The following is a 16,328-nucleotide window of genomic DNA, read 5'->3' as shown; positions in this document are numbered from 1 at the left end:
TTATGGAAAATAGCAATAAAAGAATACTATTAGTAGAAGATGATTTAAATTTTGGTGCCGTACTAAAAGATTATTTAATGTTAAATGACTTTGATGTTACTTTGGCCAAAAATGGAATGGAAGGTTTCGAGAAATTTAAAAAAGATGTATACGATTTGTGTATTTTGGATGTGATGATGCCTTATAAAGATGGGTATACACTTGCAAAAGAAATACGCGAAAAAAATAGCGAAGTGCCTATTATCTTTTTAACAGCCAAATCAATGAAAGAAGATGTGTTGAAAGGATACAAAGCAGGTGCCGATGATTACTTGAACAAACCATTTGACTCTGAAGTGCTTTTGATGAAAATTAAAGCCATCATTCAAAGAAAATCTTCGGATGTTAAAACAGAACAAGTACAGTTTGAATTTAATATTGGTAAATTCCATTTGAATTCGAAACTACGTTTTTTAACCTTTGAAAATGAAGAACCAATTAAATTGTCACCTAAAGAAAATGAGCTTTTAAAAATGCTTATTTTACACGAAAACGACTTAATGCCAAGAGAATTGGCTTTGACTAAAATTTGGAGAGATGATAACTATTTTACTTCCCGAAGCATGGATGTTTATATCGCTAAATTAAGAAAATACCTAAAAGCCGATGAAGATGTTGAAATTTTGAACATTCACGGTGAAGGATTCCGTTTGGTAGTAAAAAATAAAGCTACTGCTTAATTTGAAAAAAAATATACAGTATTAAATGGGGTTTTATGCCCCATTTTTTATTGGTAAAAAAAGTAAATTTCCAACCGTTAGCTTTAAATTTGCATCATGAATACAAAAACAATACTGACTCATTTGGGCATTAAAAGTTTAAATGAAATGCAAGAAGTTGCTAACGAAGCAATTTTAAATAATTCCAATACACTTTTGCTTTCCCCCACAGGTTCCGGAAAAACGATTGGTTTTTTGTTGCCTATTTTACAACTTTTACAACCTGAAATTTTATCTGTGCAATGTTTAATTTTAGTTCCTTCGAGAGAGTTGGGCTTGCAAATTGAACAGGTTTGGAAAAAAATGAAAACGGATTATAAGGTTAATAGCTGTTACGGTGGGCATTCTATGGAAACAGAAATTAAAAATTTATCCAATCCTCCAGCAGTTTTAATTGGAACACCAGGCAGAATTGCCGATCATATCGAAAGACAAACTTTCCGAACTGATAAAATTCAAACACTTGTTTTAGATGAATTTGACAAATCATTGCAATTGGGTTTTCACGAGCAGATGTCTTATATCATTGGGAAATTAGTCAAAATAAACAAACGGGTTTTAGTTTCGGCGACTGCTGAAATTGAAATTCCGAAATATACCCGAGTGGTAAGTCCAACAATTTTAGATTTTTTAGAAAATGATTCTGCGTCTTCAAATTTGACAACCAAGCTTGTTATTTCTAAAGAAAAAGATAAATTGAATACGTTATTTCAATTGTTGTGTAATTTAAAATCGGAGTCGGCTATTGTATTCTGCAACCATCGTGATGCAGCTGAAAGAATTAGTGATACGTTGAATACAAAAGGCATCTTTTCGACTTATTATCACGGCGGGATGGATCAAGAGGAACGCGAGCGTGCTCTAATTCAGTTTAGAAATGGCAGTATGAGTTATTTAATTACAACCGATTTAGCCGCTAGAGGATTGGATATTCCGGAAATGAAACACGTTATTCATTATCATTTGCCTTTAAAGGAAGAAGAATTTATCCATAGAAATGGTCGTACGGCTCGTATGCAGGCGGAAGGAACAGCTTATTTATTGGTTCATGAAAGTGAAAAAAAATTAGATTATGTTGATTATGAGATGGATATTTTGGAATTGAAAAATACTTCAAATTTACCAAAACCTCCTCTTTTTCAAACCATATATATTAGTGGGGGAAAGAAAAATAAAATCAATAAAATCGATATTGTTGGCTTTTTTTCTCAGAAGGGAAAATTAGAAAAATCGGATTTGGGATTAATTGAAGTAAAAGACCATGTTTCGTTTGCCGCTGTAAAATATGGTAAAGTCATCGATTTACTTAAAAATGTAAAAGATGAAAAAATGAAAGGGAAAAAGTTTAAAATTCAGGTCGCACGAAACGTCATTAAAAAAGAAGAATAAAAAAATCTCACAAACAATATAGGAGTGTTTGTGAGATTTTTTTTAGGAGTCTAACGCCTTTTTGGTTACATAAAACCGATAGCCAATCAAAGCTAATTGCCATTTTTTAGCCTTGGCTAGGTCTAAGCCTTGTTTGGTGAAACTCGGTAGTAGTAATTTGTTTATTTTGGCTAGGATTTTGAACATTCTTATTGAGTTTGTTTCCTACAAATATAAGTTATTTTGTTTTAGAATAATAGGCCTCAATCTTCTTGCCGTATTCTTCCATTTTTTTCTCATATAATTTCATTTTTTCTTCATATTTTTTCATTTGAAGTTCAAATTGCGACATGTCTGGTTCGATTTTTTTCAATTGTGCTTCATATTGCTCCATTTTCTTTTCAAAATTCAGCCATTCATTTTGATTGCTTTCATTTGGCATTTTTTTAGGGGCTTGTGGTGCTTCCGGAATAGCTGGAGTTTTAATTACCATTTTTGGAGCAGTAGGAGGAACCGGAGGTGTAGGGAAATTGCTGCCATTTTGTTGGATGGTTTTAACTCGAAATATTTTTTTATTTGAATCAGTTGAACCGTAATTACCTTTAGTATAAATATTAATACTTGGTTTATCTGAATTTCTAATTACATTAATCGATTCAATTAATTGCGGATCGAGTTCGTTCATTTCTTGTTCTGTTACCTTTTCACCGTTGATAAAAATTTCTTTTTTAGTGACACTATCATTTTTTGTTTTGGTTGTAACGATTTTAATGGTTTTCGTTTTTGCTACTTCAGGCATCGTTTGAAGGTCTAATTTAAAAGCACCATTCTCGTCTTTATTTACCAAAATTTGGAAATTTTTGATAGGTTCACTGCTTTTCGTTTGCATGACTTTATTAACTTCTTTGCCTTTTTTTAAATCGACTTTTATAGCAGTTAATTCATTGGTTTCATTTCGTTTCGTATCCGAAAATTTTGCCGAAACATTGTAATCTTCTTTTAGTTTAGAAGAAATGTATTTTAATTGGTTTTCTGAAGTATTTTTATTGATTGTAAAAATACCCTGATTGTGTTCGTCGTTTGTTTTTGAAACTGATTTGTTTTCAGTTACAGCTTTTTCTTGCGCAATTACTTCTACTTGAAAAAGCAGCATAAAGGCAATTAGAGCTGGAATTACTAGTGTGTACTTTAGGTAATTTTGCTTTTTTGATTGATTTTTGTTTAACATGACAATTCGTTTTTTGATTAATGATTGATAAAAATGATTGGTGATGGCAACACAATTTTGGTGTGTTGTTATTTTTAAAAGCGTGTATTGATAAGCTTTTTTGTCGGCAATTTTTTTAGTAGCATCGTTATCGGCAATAAATTCTAAATTTTGAATGATTGCTTTTTTGTATAACCAAATGATGGGATTGAACCAAAAAAGAATACAAAACAACCGAGAAATTAAAACATCAATAGTGTGTTTTTGCTCGGAATGAATTTTTTCGTGTTCTATTATACTGTGCAATTCAATTTCATTGTAGAGATTGGAATTGTACACGATAAAATCAAAAAAAGAAAAAGGGGCAATATTTTCAGAGGTGTTAATAAACTTAAATTTGCCCTGACGCTGAATAGTTTTGTTTTTAAAAAGTTGTCGGAGACTATAGAATTCACGTGCTAATTTTATTAAGAGAAAAATGACTACTAAGCCATAAGTCAATAACAGAGCAGGAAAAAGATACGCTTCTGTCCAATTTATTTCAACTGATTCATTTGGTATTGAAAGGACAGTATTATCCATTGAAACAGCTGGGGAAGGATTAACCCAAATTGTTTTGGTAAAGGTTACAAAAGGTAAAAGGACAGCCGTTAACAAACCCGATAATAAAAACCATCTATTGGCTTTAAAAAACGTTTCTTTTCGGAGCAAACTCACATAAGTTAGATAAAATAGAGTGAATAGCGCCGCGCTTTTTAAAAGGTAGAGGGTTATGGTTTCCATGGTTTAGTCTTTTTTGTTTTCGATCATTTCTAAGATTTCGCGTAATTCATTGGCCGATATTTTTTCTTCTTTTGCAAAAAAAGAAACCATGTTTTTATACGAATTATTGAAGTAGTTTTCAATAGCCGTATTCATGAATTTTTTGCGATATTCCTCTAAGGTGACAATCGGAAAATATTGATGTGTGTTTCCAAAAGCTTGGTGGTCTACGTATTTTTTCTCTTCCAAATTCCGAACAATCGTTGATAAGGTGTTGTAATGTGGTTGATCTTCCGTTATTTCGGCCTGAATTTCTTTTACAAAAGCTTTTTTGAGCTTCCATAAAATGTGCATAATTTCTTCTTCTTTATTTGTTAACTTTTGCATTTTGTTTTTCTTTGATTCAAACTTACAACTATTTTTTTAGTTGAATAACTAGCTTTTTAGTTTTTTAACTATTTTTTAAGTTTTGAAAGTACTTCTTTTCATAAAATAAAAAAAACTGCCACAAAAGCGGCAGTTTAAAACGTATAATATGTAAGATTGAAATTTAGTATAAACGGGCAAAAAGTCCTTTTCCATTTCCTGAACCTCCGCTTCCGGTAATTGTGATATGTCCTGTATTGCCGTTACCATCATAGCCCCAAGCTAAATTTTTTGTGGCGGTATTATTTGTAACTGTATGGGCAACATTTTGATTTGCACTTCCCAATTTAAATCCATTTCCGTCACCATTTGAGCCAAATCCGTTGTTGCTTGCAGTACAGTTTCTAATGGTAACTGTATACGGTTGACCATATAAATCCCAGCCGTCATCAGAATTGTGATTGGCAACGCAACCATCAAAAACATTATTTTTTCCTGCTGATAATTTACAAGCATAACCATCGGCATTTTCGCCGCCATTGGCTGCATCATAGTTGTCATTTGATTTGCATTTGTAAATAAAATTGTCATGCGAGCCATTATAAATTTGCAAGCCTGAATCGCCATTATTGGAAGTAGTTACATTATAAACATAATTATAGCCACCGGCCTGAAATACAATGCCACAATCGGGAGCATTTTTAATAGTCATGTTGGTAATATTCCAATAACTGCCATTTACTTTTACGCCCCAACTTCCTGAAGGTAATCCAGAGCAATTTAAAGTTCCTCCTGTAAAATTAATTTTCGACGAGGATGTACCGCTTTTTGCTAATTCTAATGTTTTGGTTAAATTAATTGTGCCACTTATGGTTATTATATCACCTGCAACGGCATTAGAAATTGCGGAACGAAGCGCTGATTCTGATGTGACTGTTGTATTTTTTGCGGTTAAATTGGAATTCTCAATGGTAGTTTGGGTGTTGTTAACGCTGTTTTCTGTTTCCAAAATAGCCGAATCACTAGTGTCGCAAGAAGCGAAACCGATAGTTGCCATAGCTAAAAGTAGCTTAAGATTTGTTTTCATACATAAATTAATTAATAGGTTAAAAGTTGATTTGTTAAAAAAAGGTCTTTTTTTAACATACTGATAATCAGTATGCAATCGATTACTCAAACTTATATAAAAAACAAATACAAAAGTAAATTTAGAGTAAGTTTTTTTTTGTAAAATTATTAATTTCTCTTTTTTTAAGGTTTATATTGCTTAATTGTAGTTTTTTGGAAGTTAAACTATTAATTCGTGTTTTATATTAAAAGTAGAATTACGGTAATTTTTCAGAAGATAGTTTATTTAAAAAATTCATATCGATTGTAAAAATGAATATAATGCATATTTTAATAGTGTTGTTACTAATGTGATAAAGATTTTTAAACAAAAATAATTAAGAGGAGAATAAATCCGTTTTATAATCTTTTTTGTATCCAAAGACAACAAGCTACAGCCGAAAGCCCAAGTGTACCCATAATAAACCAATTAATTTGATAGCCCCAATTGCCAATAATTTCGAAACCTAATTTGGAGCTAATAATATGTGCCAAACTAAAACTCATGGTATATAAAGCCATATACCGACCTTCTTGCCCTTTTGAAGCACGGCTTAGAGCAAAGGCGTTTGCAAAGGGAAAAGCCATAATTTCACCAAAAGAAATGACAATCATAGCGATAACCAGCATGCCGACCCAAGTATTAAGGAGAAGAAAATAAAAACTTATAGCCATTAAAAAAGAACCCCAAATTAGGATTTTAATTTTTGGAATTTCTTTACGAACTAAAAAGCCTACAATAGGCATTTCAAATGTAAAAATTAGTAATCCGTTCAATGTCATTAAAAGCCCAGTTTGAAACTCGGTTAAGCCAAATTTTTCGTTATGATAAAGCGGTAATGAGGTAAACAATTGGAAGAAAATCATAGCTGTAGCAAAACTTACAAACAAGAAAACCCAAAAAATTCGGTCTTTAAAAACCGAATCGGAATTGGATATTTCTTTATCTGAATTATCAAATTCTGATTTTTTCTTTTCTTTAACTAACAAAGCGAAAATCGAAATTGCTAGAATACACGAAGTCCCATCTACCCAAAAAAGGCCACTGTAGCCAATATTCATAATTATTAAACCACCAAGCGCAGGACCTGCTGCAAAGCCTAAATTCACAGCCAAACGAACCAAAGTTAGTGCTCGTGTTCGGTTTTCGGGTTTGGCATAGGCGCCTAATGAGACAAACATGGCGGGTCTAAACATATCGGCTAATACCATAATCAAAAACATCCCGAGGCATAATCCCCAAAATGAAGTAACAAATTGCAATGCAAATAATGATAATCCGCTTGTGAATAAGCTGAAAATCATAATTTTATAAAATCCGATTTTATCGGATAATTTACCACCAAGCCATGAACCTAACATGGATCCAAAACCGAAACAAACCATAATCCAACCGACTTGGTTGTACGAAAAATGCAAGTCTTCTTTTAAATATTTGGATAAAAATGGCAGTACCATAGTGCCTGCACGATTGATAAAAGTGATCAAAGTTAATATCCAGATTTCTTTTGTAAAGCCGCGAAAATTATTTAGATAACGTTGAAAAGCTGATGTAAGCATTGTGATAAAAATGTATCAACAAAGGTAGAAAAGTTTGTATTATAACAAGTTTGTAGCTTTGTTTCTTTTAAGTATTTTTGCGAAAAGTTTTAGCCATGAAAATACGCTTCCTCCTTATTTTTTTGATTCTGATGCAATTTAGTGTAGCGCAATCTAAATTTAATTTGGCTGCTACACAAAAATTCCAGACTAAATTAAATGCAGAATTTGCTAATGCTAAAACAAGTCCGCTACTTCCAGAAGACTTGAAAAATTTCAAAACACTCGATTTTTTTCCCATACAGGCTGCCTATTTTGTGACTGCAAAATTGGTGAAATCCACAGGAGAAAAACCTTTTGAAATGAAAACTTCTACAGCAAGAAAGCCAAAATATGTTAAATACGGAACCGTTTATTTTTCGATTAAAGGGAAAAAAATGCAATTGAATGTTTACCGAAATCTCGAATTGGTTCAAAAAAAAGAATATAAAAATCATTTGTTTTTGCCTTTTTCGGATTTGACTTCGGGTAAAGAAAGTTATATCGGCGGACGTTATATCGATTTGGAAATTCCTAAAAACAACCAAATTACAATCGATTTTAATCAAGCGTATAATCCGTATTGTGCTTATAATCCTAATTTTTCGTGTCCGATTGTACCCTTGGAAAATGATTTGAATATAGCCATTGAAGCGGGTGTTAAAAAATTCCACGATTAATGCTTTTTTTCAATCTCCATACACATTCTAGTACGAAACAAAACGATGTTTTAGAGTTGGTTAATCAATGTCCGCATGAGTTTGAAGCGAGTTTTGACGCTTATTCTATTGGAATCCATCCGTGGTATATTCAAGAAAATAGAGTTGATTCGGATTTAAAACTAATAGAAGAAAAATTAACAACTCCAACTTGTTTAGCCATAGGAGAATGTGGATTGGATAAAAAGATCCAAATCCCTTTACAATTGCAAGAAACTGTTTTTGAAAAGCAATTACTTTTAGCGGAACGTTTCCAAAAACCGGTTATTATTCATTGTGTGGCAGCTTTTCAGGAAATAATTGCCATCAAAAAAAAATTAAAAATAAGCGTGCCAATGGTCGTTCACGGTTTTTCGAAAAACCAGCAAACGGCCAAACAATTATTAGAAAATGATTTTTACTTGTCGTTTGGTAAAAATTTAATACAAAACTCCAAATTAGAGTCGGTTTTTAAGGAAATTCCCTTAAATCGTATTTTTTTAGAAACCGATATGATGGATGTAAGCATTGAATCGGTTTATGAATTGGCATCAAAATTTAAAAATATACCCATTTTGGCAATGCAACAAGCTATTGCCGAAAACGTTGAAAGAGTCTTTAAAATAGCAAATAAATAAAATTAGTATTATGGCAGAGTGGACCGAGAGAGCCGAGCTTTTATTTAAAAAAGAAGGATTAGATAATTTAAAAAATGCCCATATTTTAGTAGTTGGTTTGGGTGGAGTAGGCTCTTTTGCAGCCGAGTTTTTGGCAAGAGCTGGAGTTGGCAATATGACTATTGTAGATGGTGATGTAGTTGATATTACAAATATTAACCGTCAGTTACCCGCCTTGCATTCTACCGTGGGACAGCCGAAAATTACTATTGTAGGTGATCGTTTGATGGATATTAATCCCGAATTAAACTTAATCAGAATTCAAGAGTTTTTATCACCCGAGCGCGCTTTCGAAATCGTAACCAATCAATTTGATTATGTGTTGGATTGTATTGATAGTGTAACCCCCAAATTAAATTTGATTATTGCAGCCAAACGCAAAAAAGTAAAAATTATCAGTAGCATGGGAGCGGGCGGTAAAATGCTGGCTTCAAAAGTAAAAGTAGGTGATATTTCGAAAACGGCCTATTGTCCTTTTGCTAAAACAATTCGTCATCGATTACGCGATGTTAAAATCAATAAATTGAAAGTGGTTTTCTCAATCGAAAAACCAGACAAAAACAGTCTAAAAATGACCGACGGCAAAAACTATAAAAAATCTTTTTACGGCACGAACAGTTACATGCCAGCCCTTTTTGGATTACATGCCGCCGAAACAGTAATAAATACTGTTGTAAATGCTAAAAAAAACAATAAATAAACAATGATAAAAACGGTCATATTTGATATGGATGGCGTAATTGTAGATACCGAACCGGTACATTATTATGCGTATCACAAACAATTTAAAGAGCTCGGAATTGTAGTAAATGATGAAATGTATGCATCCTTTACTGGATTTTCAACTCGAAATACATTTCAAAAACTAAAAGAAACCTTCAGCTTGGTTCCTGAAGTTGAGCATTTGATTCAAAGAAAAAGGACGATTTTTAATGATGCTTTTGACACCAAAGAAGATTTGTATTTGCTTGAAGGTGTGGAAGATTTAATTAAAGATTTGCATCAAAACGGTATGCAGTTAATTTTGGCTTCATCAGCTTCAAAAGTAACTATAGATCGCGTTTTTACTCGATTTAATTTGCATCCTTATTTTACTCATATTGTTAGTGGTGAGGACTTTCCACAATCTAAACCCAATCCAGCTATTTTTTTACATGCTGCTTCGTTGTCTGTTGCACCGAAAGAAAACTGCATTGTGATAGAAGACAGCACTAACGGTATCAAAGCGGCGAATTCTGCTGGAATTTTTTGCATAGGTTACAATAGTGAACATTCTAAAATGCAAGATTTGAGTTTGGCAGATATGAAAATTAATCATTTTTCGGAATTGAATTTTGATAAAATCTCACAAATCGAGTCATATATTAGGTAATATTTAACAATTGTTAGCCTACTGAATTTGTAATTTTGAAGAAACTAAAATAAACAGCATGAAAAAGTTATTAATTGCTTTAGCAATTGTTTTGGCGCCCATTATGGCCAATTCTCAAATTAAAACGCCCGCGGCGAGTCCGAAAGGTATTGTAAAACAAACAGTTGGTTTAACTGATGTAGAAGTCGTTTATTCAAGACCTAGCGCAAGAGGAAGGGCTGTTTTTGGTAATTTAGTTCCTTTTGGTAAATTATGGAGAACTGGAGCAAATGAAAATACTATCATCTCGTTTAGCGATGATGTAGTTATTGATGGTAAAACCTTAAAAGAAGGAAAATATGCTTTATATACCGTTCCGAGAATCGAAAGTTGGGATATAATTTTTTATAAAACTACCGATAACTGGGGTTTGCCTGAAAAATATGACGAACAAAAAATTGCTTTAAAAGCTACTGTTAAAGAAGAAGCCTTATCGAAAGCAGTCGAAACATTTACTATCGGAATTAATAATTTGGATCCAAATTCAAATTATGGTCATTTGGATATTAGTTGGGAAAATTCTTCTGTATCATTAAAATTTGAAGTTCCGACTTCTAAAACAGCAACAGAAAGTATCGAACGTGTTTTAGCAGGCCCAACAGCAAATGATTATTTTTCGGCGGCTCAATATTTATATCAGACCAAAGGCGATATTAACAAAGCAAGAGAATATATCGATAAATCATTGGATATGAGCAAAGAGCAACCGTTTTTTTACAACCGTTTAAAATCGTTAATTCAAGCACGTCAAGGCGATAAAACGGGTGCTATTGAAACTGCAAAAATCTCTTTGGCAGCTTCCGAAGCGGCTGGAAACCAAGATTATGTAAAAATGAATAGAGATAGTATTGCCGAATGGAGTAGATAATTTCGTCACTTTTGAAATAAAAAAATCCTGTTTTGATTTTATTCGAAACAGGATTTCTTGTTGGCTTTAATTTTCTAAAATCGTTTTGTCATTTCGAAATAGGGTAAACTGCATTAAGGCAGATAATATAATGGTGAGCATCGCACCAATAAAGTTGAGCCATAAATAGCCTAATTTTTCTTGTCCGCTAGGGTAAATATAAATGGCAAAATAGTAAATAATAAAAATAGTGATTTGGCTAATTACAGCGCTGTAAAATACCGATTTCGCTTGTATATTTTTGGTGTAAAACCCAACCAGGAAAATTCCTAAAACAGTTCCGTAAAAAATAGAACCAATGATGTTTACCAGCTGAATTAAATTTTCAAATAACGTTCCGACACAGGCAAATAGTATGGCGATAACTCCCCAAAACAAGGTGAAAAACTGAGTTGCATTTACATAATGTTTTTCCGATTTTTCTGTCTTTACATTTCGCTTGTAAATGTCAATTGCCGTAGTCGAAGCCAAAGCATTTAAACCAGATGCTGTAGAAGACATAGCAGCAGACAAAATTACGGCAAGCAACAAACCAATCAATCCCTTAGGCAAGTAGTTTAAAATGAAATGAAAAAATACATAATCTTTATCGTTTGTTTCTGTGTTGCTGTCGGCTTTAGCGATGAGATCTCGAGCGCGATCGCGAAGGTCTTTCTCTTTATTGGAAAGCGTCACCAATTCTTTTCTTAAAATCGGATTATCGTAATCTTGGTTTAATTGATCGATATATAACAAATTGATAACTTTTTTATCTTCGGATAAAGCGGTAAGTTTTGTTTCTAATTCTTGATATTCGTTTTTATAAATCGATTTTTCGATAATAACTTTGTTGTTTGGGTTAAAATTTAAGGGTACCGGATTAAACTGGAAAAACACAAAAACCATTACTCCCGTAAGTAAAATAAAAAATTGCATGGGCACTTTTAAAAGTCCATTCATAATTAATCCCATTTGACTTTCTTTAACTGATTTTCCCGATAAATAGCGACCAACCTGAGATTGATCGGTACCAAAGTAGGCCAAAGCCAAGAAAAAACCACCCGTTATTCCGCTCCAAAAAGTATATTTTTCTTCGGGATTAAATGAAAAATCAACAATGTTCATTTTAGCATTTGCACCTGCAATATGAAGCGCACTGTTAAAAGTCATGTCGTTAGGCAAATAATGTAAAATCAAGAAAAATGTAATAAACATACCCGACATGATAACAAACATTTGCTGTTTTTGGGTAACGTTTACCGCTTTTGTTCCTCCCGAAAAAGTGTAAACAATTACTAAAACTCCGATAATAATGTTCATTATGGTTAGGTTCCATCCTAAAATAGCCGATAAAATGATGGCAGGTGCGTAAATGGTAAGTCCGGTTCCGAGTCCTCTTTGAAACAAAAACAAAAAAGCGGCCAAGGAACGGGTTTTTAAATCAAAACGTTTTTCTAAAAATTCATAAGCCGTATAGACTTTGTACTTGTGATAAAGCGGAATAAAAGTCAAACAAATTACAATCATGGCGATAGGTAATCCAAAATAAAATTGAATAAAACCCATACCATCATGATATGCTTGTCCAGGGGTTGATAAAAACGTAATCGCGCTCGCCTGAGTAGCCATTACCGAAAGTCCCACTGTGTACCAAGGAGTTTCGTTATTTCCTAAAATAAAATCTTGTACATTTTGGCTTCCTTTGGTTTTCCAAACGCCATAAATAACAATAAATAAAAGGGTGACAATTAAAACAATCCAATCAAATAATTGCATAAATTAAGAGTATAATTCCATTATTAAATAAAAAATAGCAATGTAAATGGCGTTAGCCAACAGTACGTAGGTATAGCTTTTTTTCCAGTTTCTAACTTTTTTATCGTGCATTTCTTTTTAATTTTTTATATTTTGATTGGGTAGTTCAACCGGTTGTTTTAAAGCAATTAAATTGGCTAATAAACGGTAAGCGCCAGATACGCCTTCGGGTAGTTCTCTAAAAAAACTCAAACCTGTATAGACGTAAAATCCTTTGCCATAAGGAGCCACTAATAATGCGCCCTCTTTAGCTGATTCGCCTTGATCATGAGAAGAAATAAGCGGCGTAAAGGCTTTGTCGTATTGATTCGGGTAATATAAACCTTGCTCTTGTGTCCAACCTTGAAAATCGGTTTTCGATATTTTATTAGGTATGTTCATTGCAGGGTGTTGTGGCGCTAAGAAAGTTATAGCTGCATTTTCTTCAGTAACACGGTCTTTCGAAATTTGTAACGGATAGGGAGCAATAGCATTGGTAATCAAACTTCCAGCAGTGTTGTATTGCACAATCATGTTTTTTCCGTTTTTTACAAAATCGAATAAAATGGCTTGTTTGTTGGTTAAAGTTTGAATGGTATTGTAGGCTCGAATTCCGGTCATGACTACATCAAAATGTTCGAGTCTTTCGGGTGTTATTTCTTCGGGTTTTATAATTGTAACCGAGTAACCCATTTGCGCCAAACTTTCGGGTACATTATCTCCAGCTCCCATTATATAGGCAATAGTGCTTTTACTGGTTTTCAAATCCATCCGCACGCATTTTGATTCAGATGGCAATAAAACTTGCTGTTTGGTAATGTGCGGAAATTCGATGATAGTTTGTTCGTTTTCATAACGCTTTCCATTTACTATTGCATAACTTTTAGGCGTGGTTTCTTCCGCATTTTTAGGTGGCGTTACTTCAAAATAAACCGTTTGCTCTGTTCCTTTTTTCTCCAAATTAAAAGGGATTTCAGCAGGCGAAATTTTCCAGTTTGAAGGTAATTCTAATTGTACTTTTCCTTTTACATCGGATTTTCCGGCAAGAATTTTCACGGCAACTGATTTGGTGTTTTCGTTCGGAAATAAAATTACTTTTTGCGAAATTGCGGTTGTAACTTCAGGAACAATATCCAAAAAATTATACATTTCGCCTTTTACAGGGTCGTTGTATTTGTAAACGATAGTGCGTTCAAAAGGCAAAATTACATTGTTGATTTTTACATTAAATATAATCTTGGTGGTTCGAATAATATCGGCAATTCCAATATTCTCTTGATTGTTTACGGTGTACATTCCCACCGAAAATTTTTCGTTTAACCAATAAGGTTGCGTGTACGGAATATTTTCAGGTAATACCAATTGTAAAGCCGTTTTTTGATCGTTGTTGCTTGTTAGATTTTGATTCAGAATGGTTTTTTTATTATTGGGTAATGAAACCACACTTTCCAATTCCATTGCGATAGAAGTCCTATTAATAGTTTCCAAGTTTAAATTTACAGTGCTTCCGGGAGTAACTTCTTGTTCATCGGCCACGGCTTCTAAATACAATCCTGCACAGGCCGAAATGCAATTTTTAATGGCTTCGAGTTTTATCGGTTTCCAATGATTTTCGGGCAAAGCGGCTATCATTTGATAGGCTTTTACTAAATCGGGAATACTGGCAGATGGATTTGTAAATTGATAGTTTTGGATGATATTTTGAATTAAATCGGCAATGGGTTTTCCGTTTTCAACTCGGTTCCAAGTAGTATCAATTCCTTCAAAAACATTATTTTGAGTGGTTTTTTCACCTGCAATAAGTTCCAAGTATTCGGTTTCTAAGCCGCGACTTCCTGTACTTCCAAATCCTTGCGATTGATGCCTGCTTCGACTTAAAGCGGCAATTTCTTGATTTGATTTTCCTATTTCGGGGTAGTAAATTCCGGTTTCAAAATGAACCATTTTGGATTTATCGGCTTTTTCAAATTTTTCTTGACTACCATAAAACCACCACGATGGATTAAAAAACAAGCGTTTGGGTTGCCACGGTTTTACCCATTCGAGTTGTTCGGGATGAATTTTTGGATTATTTGTAAGTTGAAAACTTTCGACGCTTAACATGGCCGATGCGGTATGGTGACCATGCGTTGTGCCAGGTGAACGGTGATCAAACCGATTGATGATAACATCGGGTTGGAATTTTCGAATGGCCCAAATTACATCGGCTAATACTTTATCTTTTTCCCAAATTTGTAATGTTTCGGTAGGATTTTTAGAAAAACCAAAATCATTAGCTCGCGAAAAAAATTGTTCGCCACCGTCTATTTTTCTGGCTTCAAGCAGTTCTTGTGTTCGAATTACACCTAAAAGTTCTCGCAATTGCGGACCGATTAAATTTTGACCACCATCACCGCGAGTTAATGATAAATAAGCAGTTCTTGCTTTTACTTCGTTGGCAAAATACGTTATCATTCGGGTGTTTTCATCGTCGGGATGAGCGGCAATGTATAAAACCGAACCTAAAAAATTTAATTTTTGAATTTGATTGTATATTTCTACCGAAGTAGGTTTTTGAGGTTGTTGTGCCTGTAAAATTACAGAGGCAAAAAGGCTGATAAATAAAAAGGATTTTTGGAAATAAAGTTGCATAATGGGTAAAATTGGTACGCTATTTCAAAAGTAATAATTCTAAGATACTATGAATGCCAAAAGAAAGTTTTATCTTTAAAAATGTGTTTTTTTAACATAATTGGGTTATGAAAGAATTGGTATATAAAGAGGATGTTTTAAAAGATAACTTCGAGCAAACTACTTTGATTTTGAACGATGATTACGAAGGTAAAGTTACAGCCACTTTAGTTCGGAAAAAAACGGAAGAAAGGAGTTCGAAGGCGGTGTTGTATTTACATGGTTTTAATGATTATTTTTTTCAAAAAAGCATGGCTAATGAATTTGTAAAAAATGAATTTTATTTTTATGCTTTGGATTTACGAAAATATGGTCGCTCGATTTTATCGCATCAAAAAATAAACAATGTACGTGATTTAGAAGAATATTTTGAAGAGATAGACGCCGCTTTAAAAGTCATTCAAAAGGAACAAAATACACACGTAATTTTGGCCGGACATTCAACAGGTGGTTTAATTATTACCCTGTATGCAGCCGCTCGAAAAAAATCAAATTTGTTTAGTGCTTTGTACTGTAATAGTCCGTTTTACGATATGAATTTACCTCATTATCTGAAGAAATATGCAATTCCGATGGTGGCTAAAGTGGGCGAAAAATTTCCAGATTTGCGTATTTCGGGAGGTTTTTCTGAGTTTTATGGTTTGAGTTTACACCAAGCTCATTTTGGCGAATGGGATTATAATTTAGATTGGAAACCAAATAAAGCCAATCCGATTCATGCAGGTTGGATTGCGGCCATTCATAAAGGGCACTGCCAAATAAAAAAAGGTGTTGAATTGGATAAACCGATTTTGATTATGCATTCGGATAAATCTGTTTTTCCATCCGAATGGAGCGAAGAAATGTTTACAGGAGATGCTATTTTAAACATTCACGATATTGTAGCAAATGCCCAAAAAATTAAAGCACCTCAAAAAAATATCATCGGTATTGAAAATGGCATGCACGATCTGGTTTTGTCCCAACAAAAAGCAAGAGAAAAAGTCTATTCCATCCTTTTTGATTGGTTGGATAAAAATGTAATGTTATAGTTAAAGTAAAAATAT

Annotated in this window: 15 protein-coding genes; 8 read left to right on the top strand and 7 right to left on the bottom strand. The window is 33.3% G+C overall.

Features of this window, described 5'->3' with window-relative positions:
* The first annotated feature begins 2 nt into the window (after window positions 1-2).
* Both I5M07_RS04060 and I5M07_RS04055 read left to right on the top strand, forming a co-directional pair.
* The gene (locus I5M07_RS04060; RefSeq protein WP_200104913.1) at window positions 3-719 is read left to right on the top strand and encodes a response regulator transcription factor; all 717 of its coding nucleotides are present in this window, start codon (window positions 3-5) and stop codon (window positions 717-719) included.
* Between the two features lie 96 nt (window positions 720-815).
* Window positions 816-2,147 (top strand): DEAD/DEAH box helicase, encoded by a 1,332-nt coding sequence (locus I5M07_RS04055; RefSeq protein WP_233621934.1) that lies wholly within the window; start codon window positions 816-818, stop codon window positions 2,145-2,147.
* Between the two features lie 42 nt (window positions 2,148-2,189).
* Here I5M07_RS04055 and I5M07_RS04050 read toward each other — a convergent pair whose 3' ends face one another.
* From I5M07_RS04050 to I5M07_RS04030, 5 genes are all read right to left on the bottom strand, one after another.
* The gene (locus I5M07_RS04050; protein WP_200104912.1) at window positions 2,190-2,333 is read right to left on the bottom strand and encodes an SsrA-binding protein; all 144 of its coding nucleotides are present in this window, start codon (window positions 2,331-2,333) and stop codon (window positions 2,190-2,192) included.
* Between the two features lie 31 nt (window positions 2,334-2,364).
* Window positions 2,365-4,116 carry a M56 family metallopeptidase gene (locus I5M07_RS04045; RefSeq protein WP_200104911.1) on the bottom strand — a complete coding sequence of 584 codons (1,752 nt, stop codon included), beginning with the start codon at window positions 4,114-4,116 and terminating at the stop codon, window positions 2,365-2,367.
* Between the two features lie 3 nt (window positions 4,117-4,119).
* Window positions 4,120-4,482 carry a BlaI/MecI/CopY family transcriptional regulator gene (locus tag I5M07_RS04040; RefSeq protein ID WP_200104910.1) on the bottom strand — a complete coding sequence of 121 codons (363 nt, stop codon included), beginning with the start codon at window positions 4,480-4,482 and terminating at the stop codon, window positions 4,120-4,122.
* Between the two features lie 163 nt (window positions 4,483-4,645).
* Window positions 4,646-5,548: a right-handed parallel beta-helix repeat-containing protein gene (locus I5M07_RS04035; RefSeq protein WP_200104909.1), complete on the bottom strand. Its 903-nt coding sequence runs from the start codon at window positions 5,546-5,548 to the stop codon at window positions 4,646-4,648.
* A 380-nt stretch (window positions 5,549-5,928) separates the two neighbouring features.
* A complete protein-coding gene (locus tag I5M07_RS04030) occupies window positions 5,929-7,128 on the bottom strand; it encodes an MDR family MFS transporter (RefSeq protein ID WP_200104908.1) in 1,200 nt (399 codons plus the stop codon).
* 95 nt (window positions 7,129-7,223) lie between these two features.
* On the opposite strand from I5M07_RS04030, the gene I5M07_RS04025 reads away from it, so the two are divergent.
* From I5M07_RS04025 to I5M07_RS04005, 5 genes are read left to right on the top strand one after another with little or no spacing between them, the layout of a single operon-like run.
* Window positions 7,224-7,826, top strand: a complete 603-nt coding sequence (locus I5M07_RS04025; protein WP_200104907.1) for a DUF1684 domain-containing protein — start codon at window positions 7,224-7,226, stop codon at window positions 7,824-7,826.
* Window positions 7,826-8,482, top strand: coding sequence for a TatD family hydrolase (locus I5M07_RS04020; protein WP_200104906.1), 657 nt, complete (start codon window positions 7,826-7,828; stop codon window positions 8,480-8,482). The genes I5M07_RS04025 and I5M07_RS04020 overlap by 1 nt, the downstream gene beginning before the upstream one ends.
* A gap of 10 nt (window positions 8,483-8,492) precedes the next feature.
* The gene (locus tag I5M07_RS04015; protein WP_200104905.1) at window positions 8,493-9,221 is read left to right on the top strand and encodes a tRNA threonylcarbamoyladenosine dehydratase; all 729 of its coding nucleotides are present in this window, start codon (window positions 8,493-8,495) and stop codon (window positions 9,219-9,221) included.
* Window positions 9,222-9,224: 3 nt separating this feature from the next.
* Window positions 9,225-9,893, top strand: a complete 669-nt coding sequence (locus I5M07_RS04010) for an HAD family hydrolase (protein ID WP_200104904.1) — start codon at window positions 9,225-9,227, stop codon at window positions 9,891-9,893.
* Window positions 9,894-9,951: 58 nt separating this feature from the next.
* The gene (locus tag I5M07_RS04005; RefSeq protein ID WP_200104903.1) at window positions 9,952-10,800 is read left to right on the top strand and encodes a DUF2911 domain-containing protein; all 849 of its coding nucleotides are present in this window, start codon (window positions 9,952-9,954) and stop codon (window positions 10,798-10,800) included.
* A gap of 66 nt (window positions 10,801-10,866) precedes the next feature.
* Here the strand turns inward: I5M07_RS04005 and I5M07_RS04000 are convergent, their stop codons facing one another.
* Both I5M07_RS04000 and I5M07_RS03995 read right to left on the bottom strand, forming a co-directional pair.
* On the bottom strand, window positions 10,867-12,594 hold the full coding sequence (locus tag I5M07_RS04000) for a sodium:solute symporter (protein ID WP_200104902.1): 1,728 nt from the start codon (window positions 12,592-12,594) through the stop codon (window positions 10,867-10,869).
* A gap of 117 nt (window positions 12,595-12,711) precedes the next feature.
* A complete protein-coding gene (locus I5M07_RS03995) occupies window positions 12,712-15,243 on the bottom strand; it encodes a PIG-L family deacetylase (protein WP_200104901.1) in 2,532 nt (843 codons plus the stop codon).
* Window positions 15,244-15,350: 107 nt separating this feature from the next.
* Between I5M07_RS03995 and I5M07_RS03990 the strand changes: the two genes are divergently transcribed.
* Complete coding sequence (locus tag I5M07_RS03990; RefSeq protein WP_200104900.1) at window positions 15,351-16,313, top strand: alpha/beta hydrolase; 963 nt, start codon at window positions 15,351-15,353, stop codon at window positions 16,311-16,313.
* The last annotated feature ends 15 nt before the right edge of the window (window positions 16,314-16,328 follow it).

Origin of the sequence: Flavobacterium agrisoli, from assembly GCF_016522065.1 — a bacterium.
GTDB classification, from domain to species: domain Bacteria; phylum Bacteroidota; class Bacteroidia; order Flavobacteriales; family Flavobacteriaceae; genus Flavobacterium; species Flavobacterium agrisoli.
This window is presented reverse-complemented; position numbering and strand designations above follow the sequence as displayed.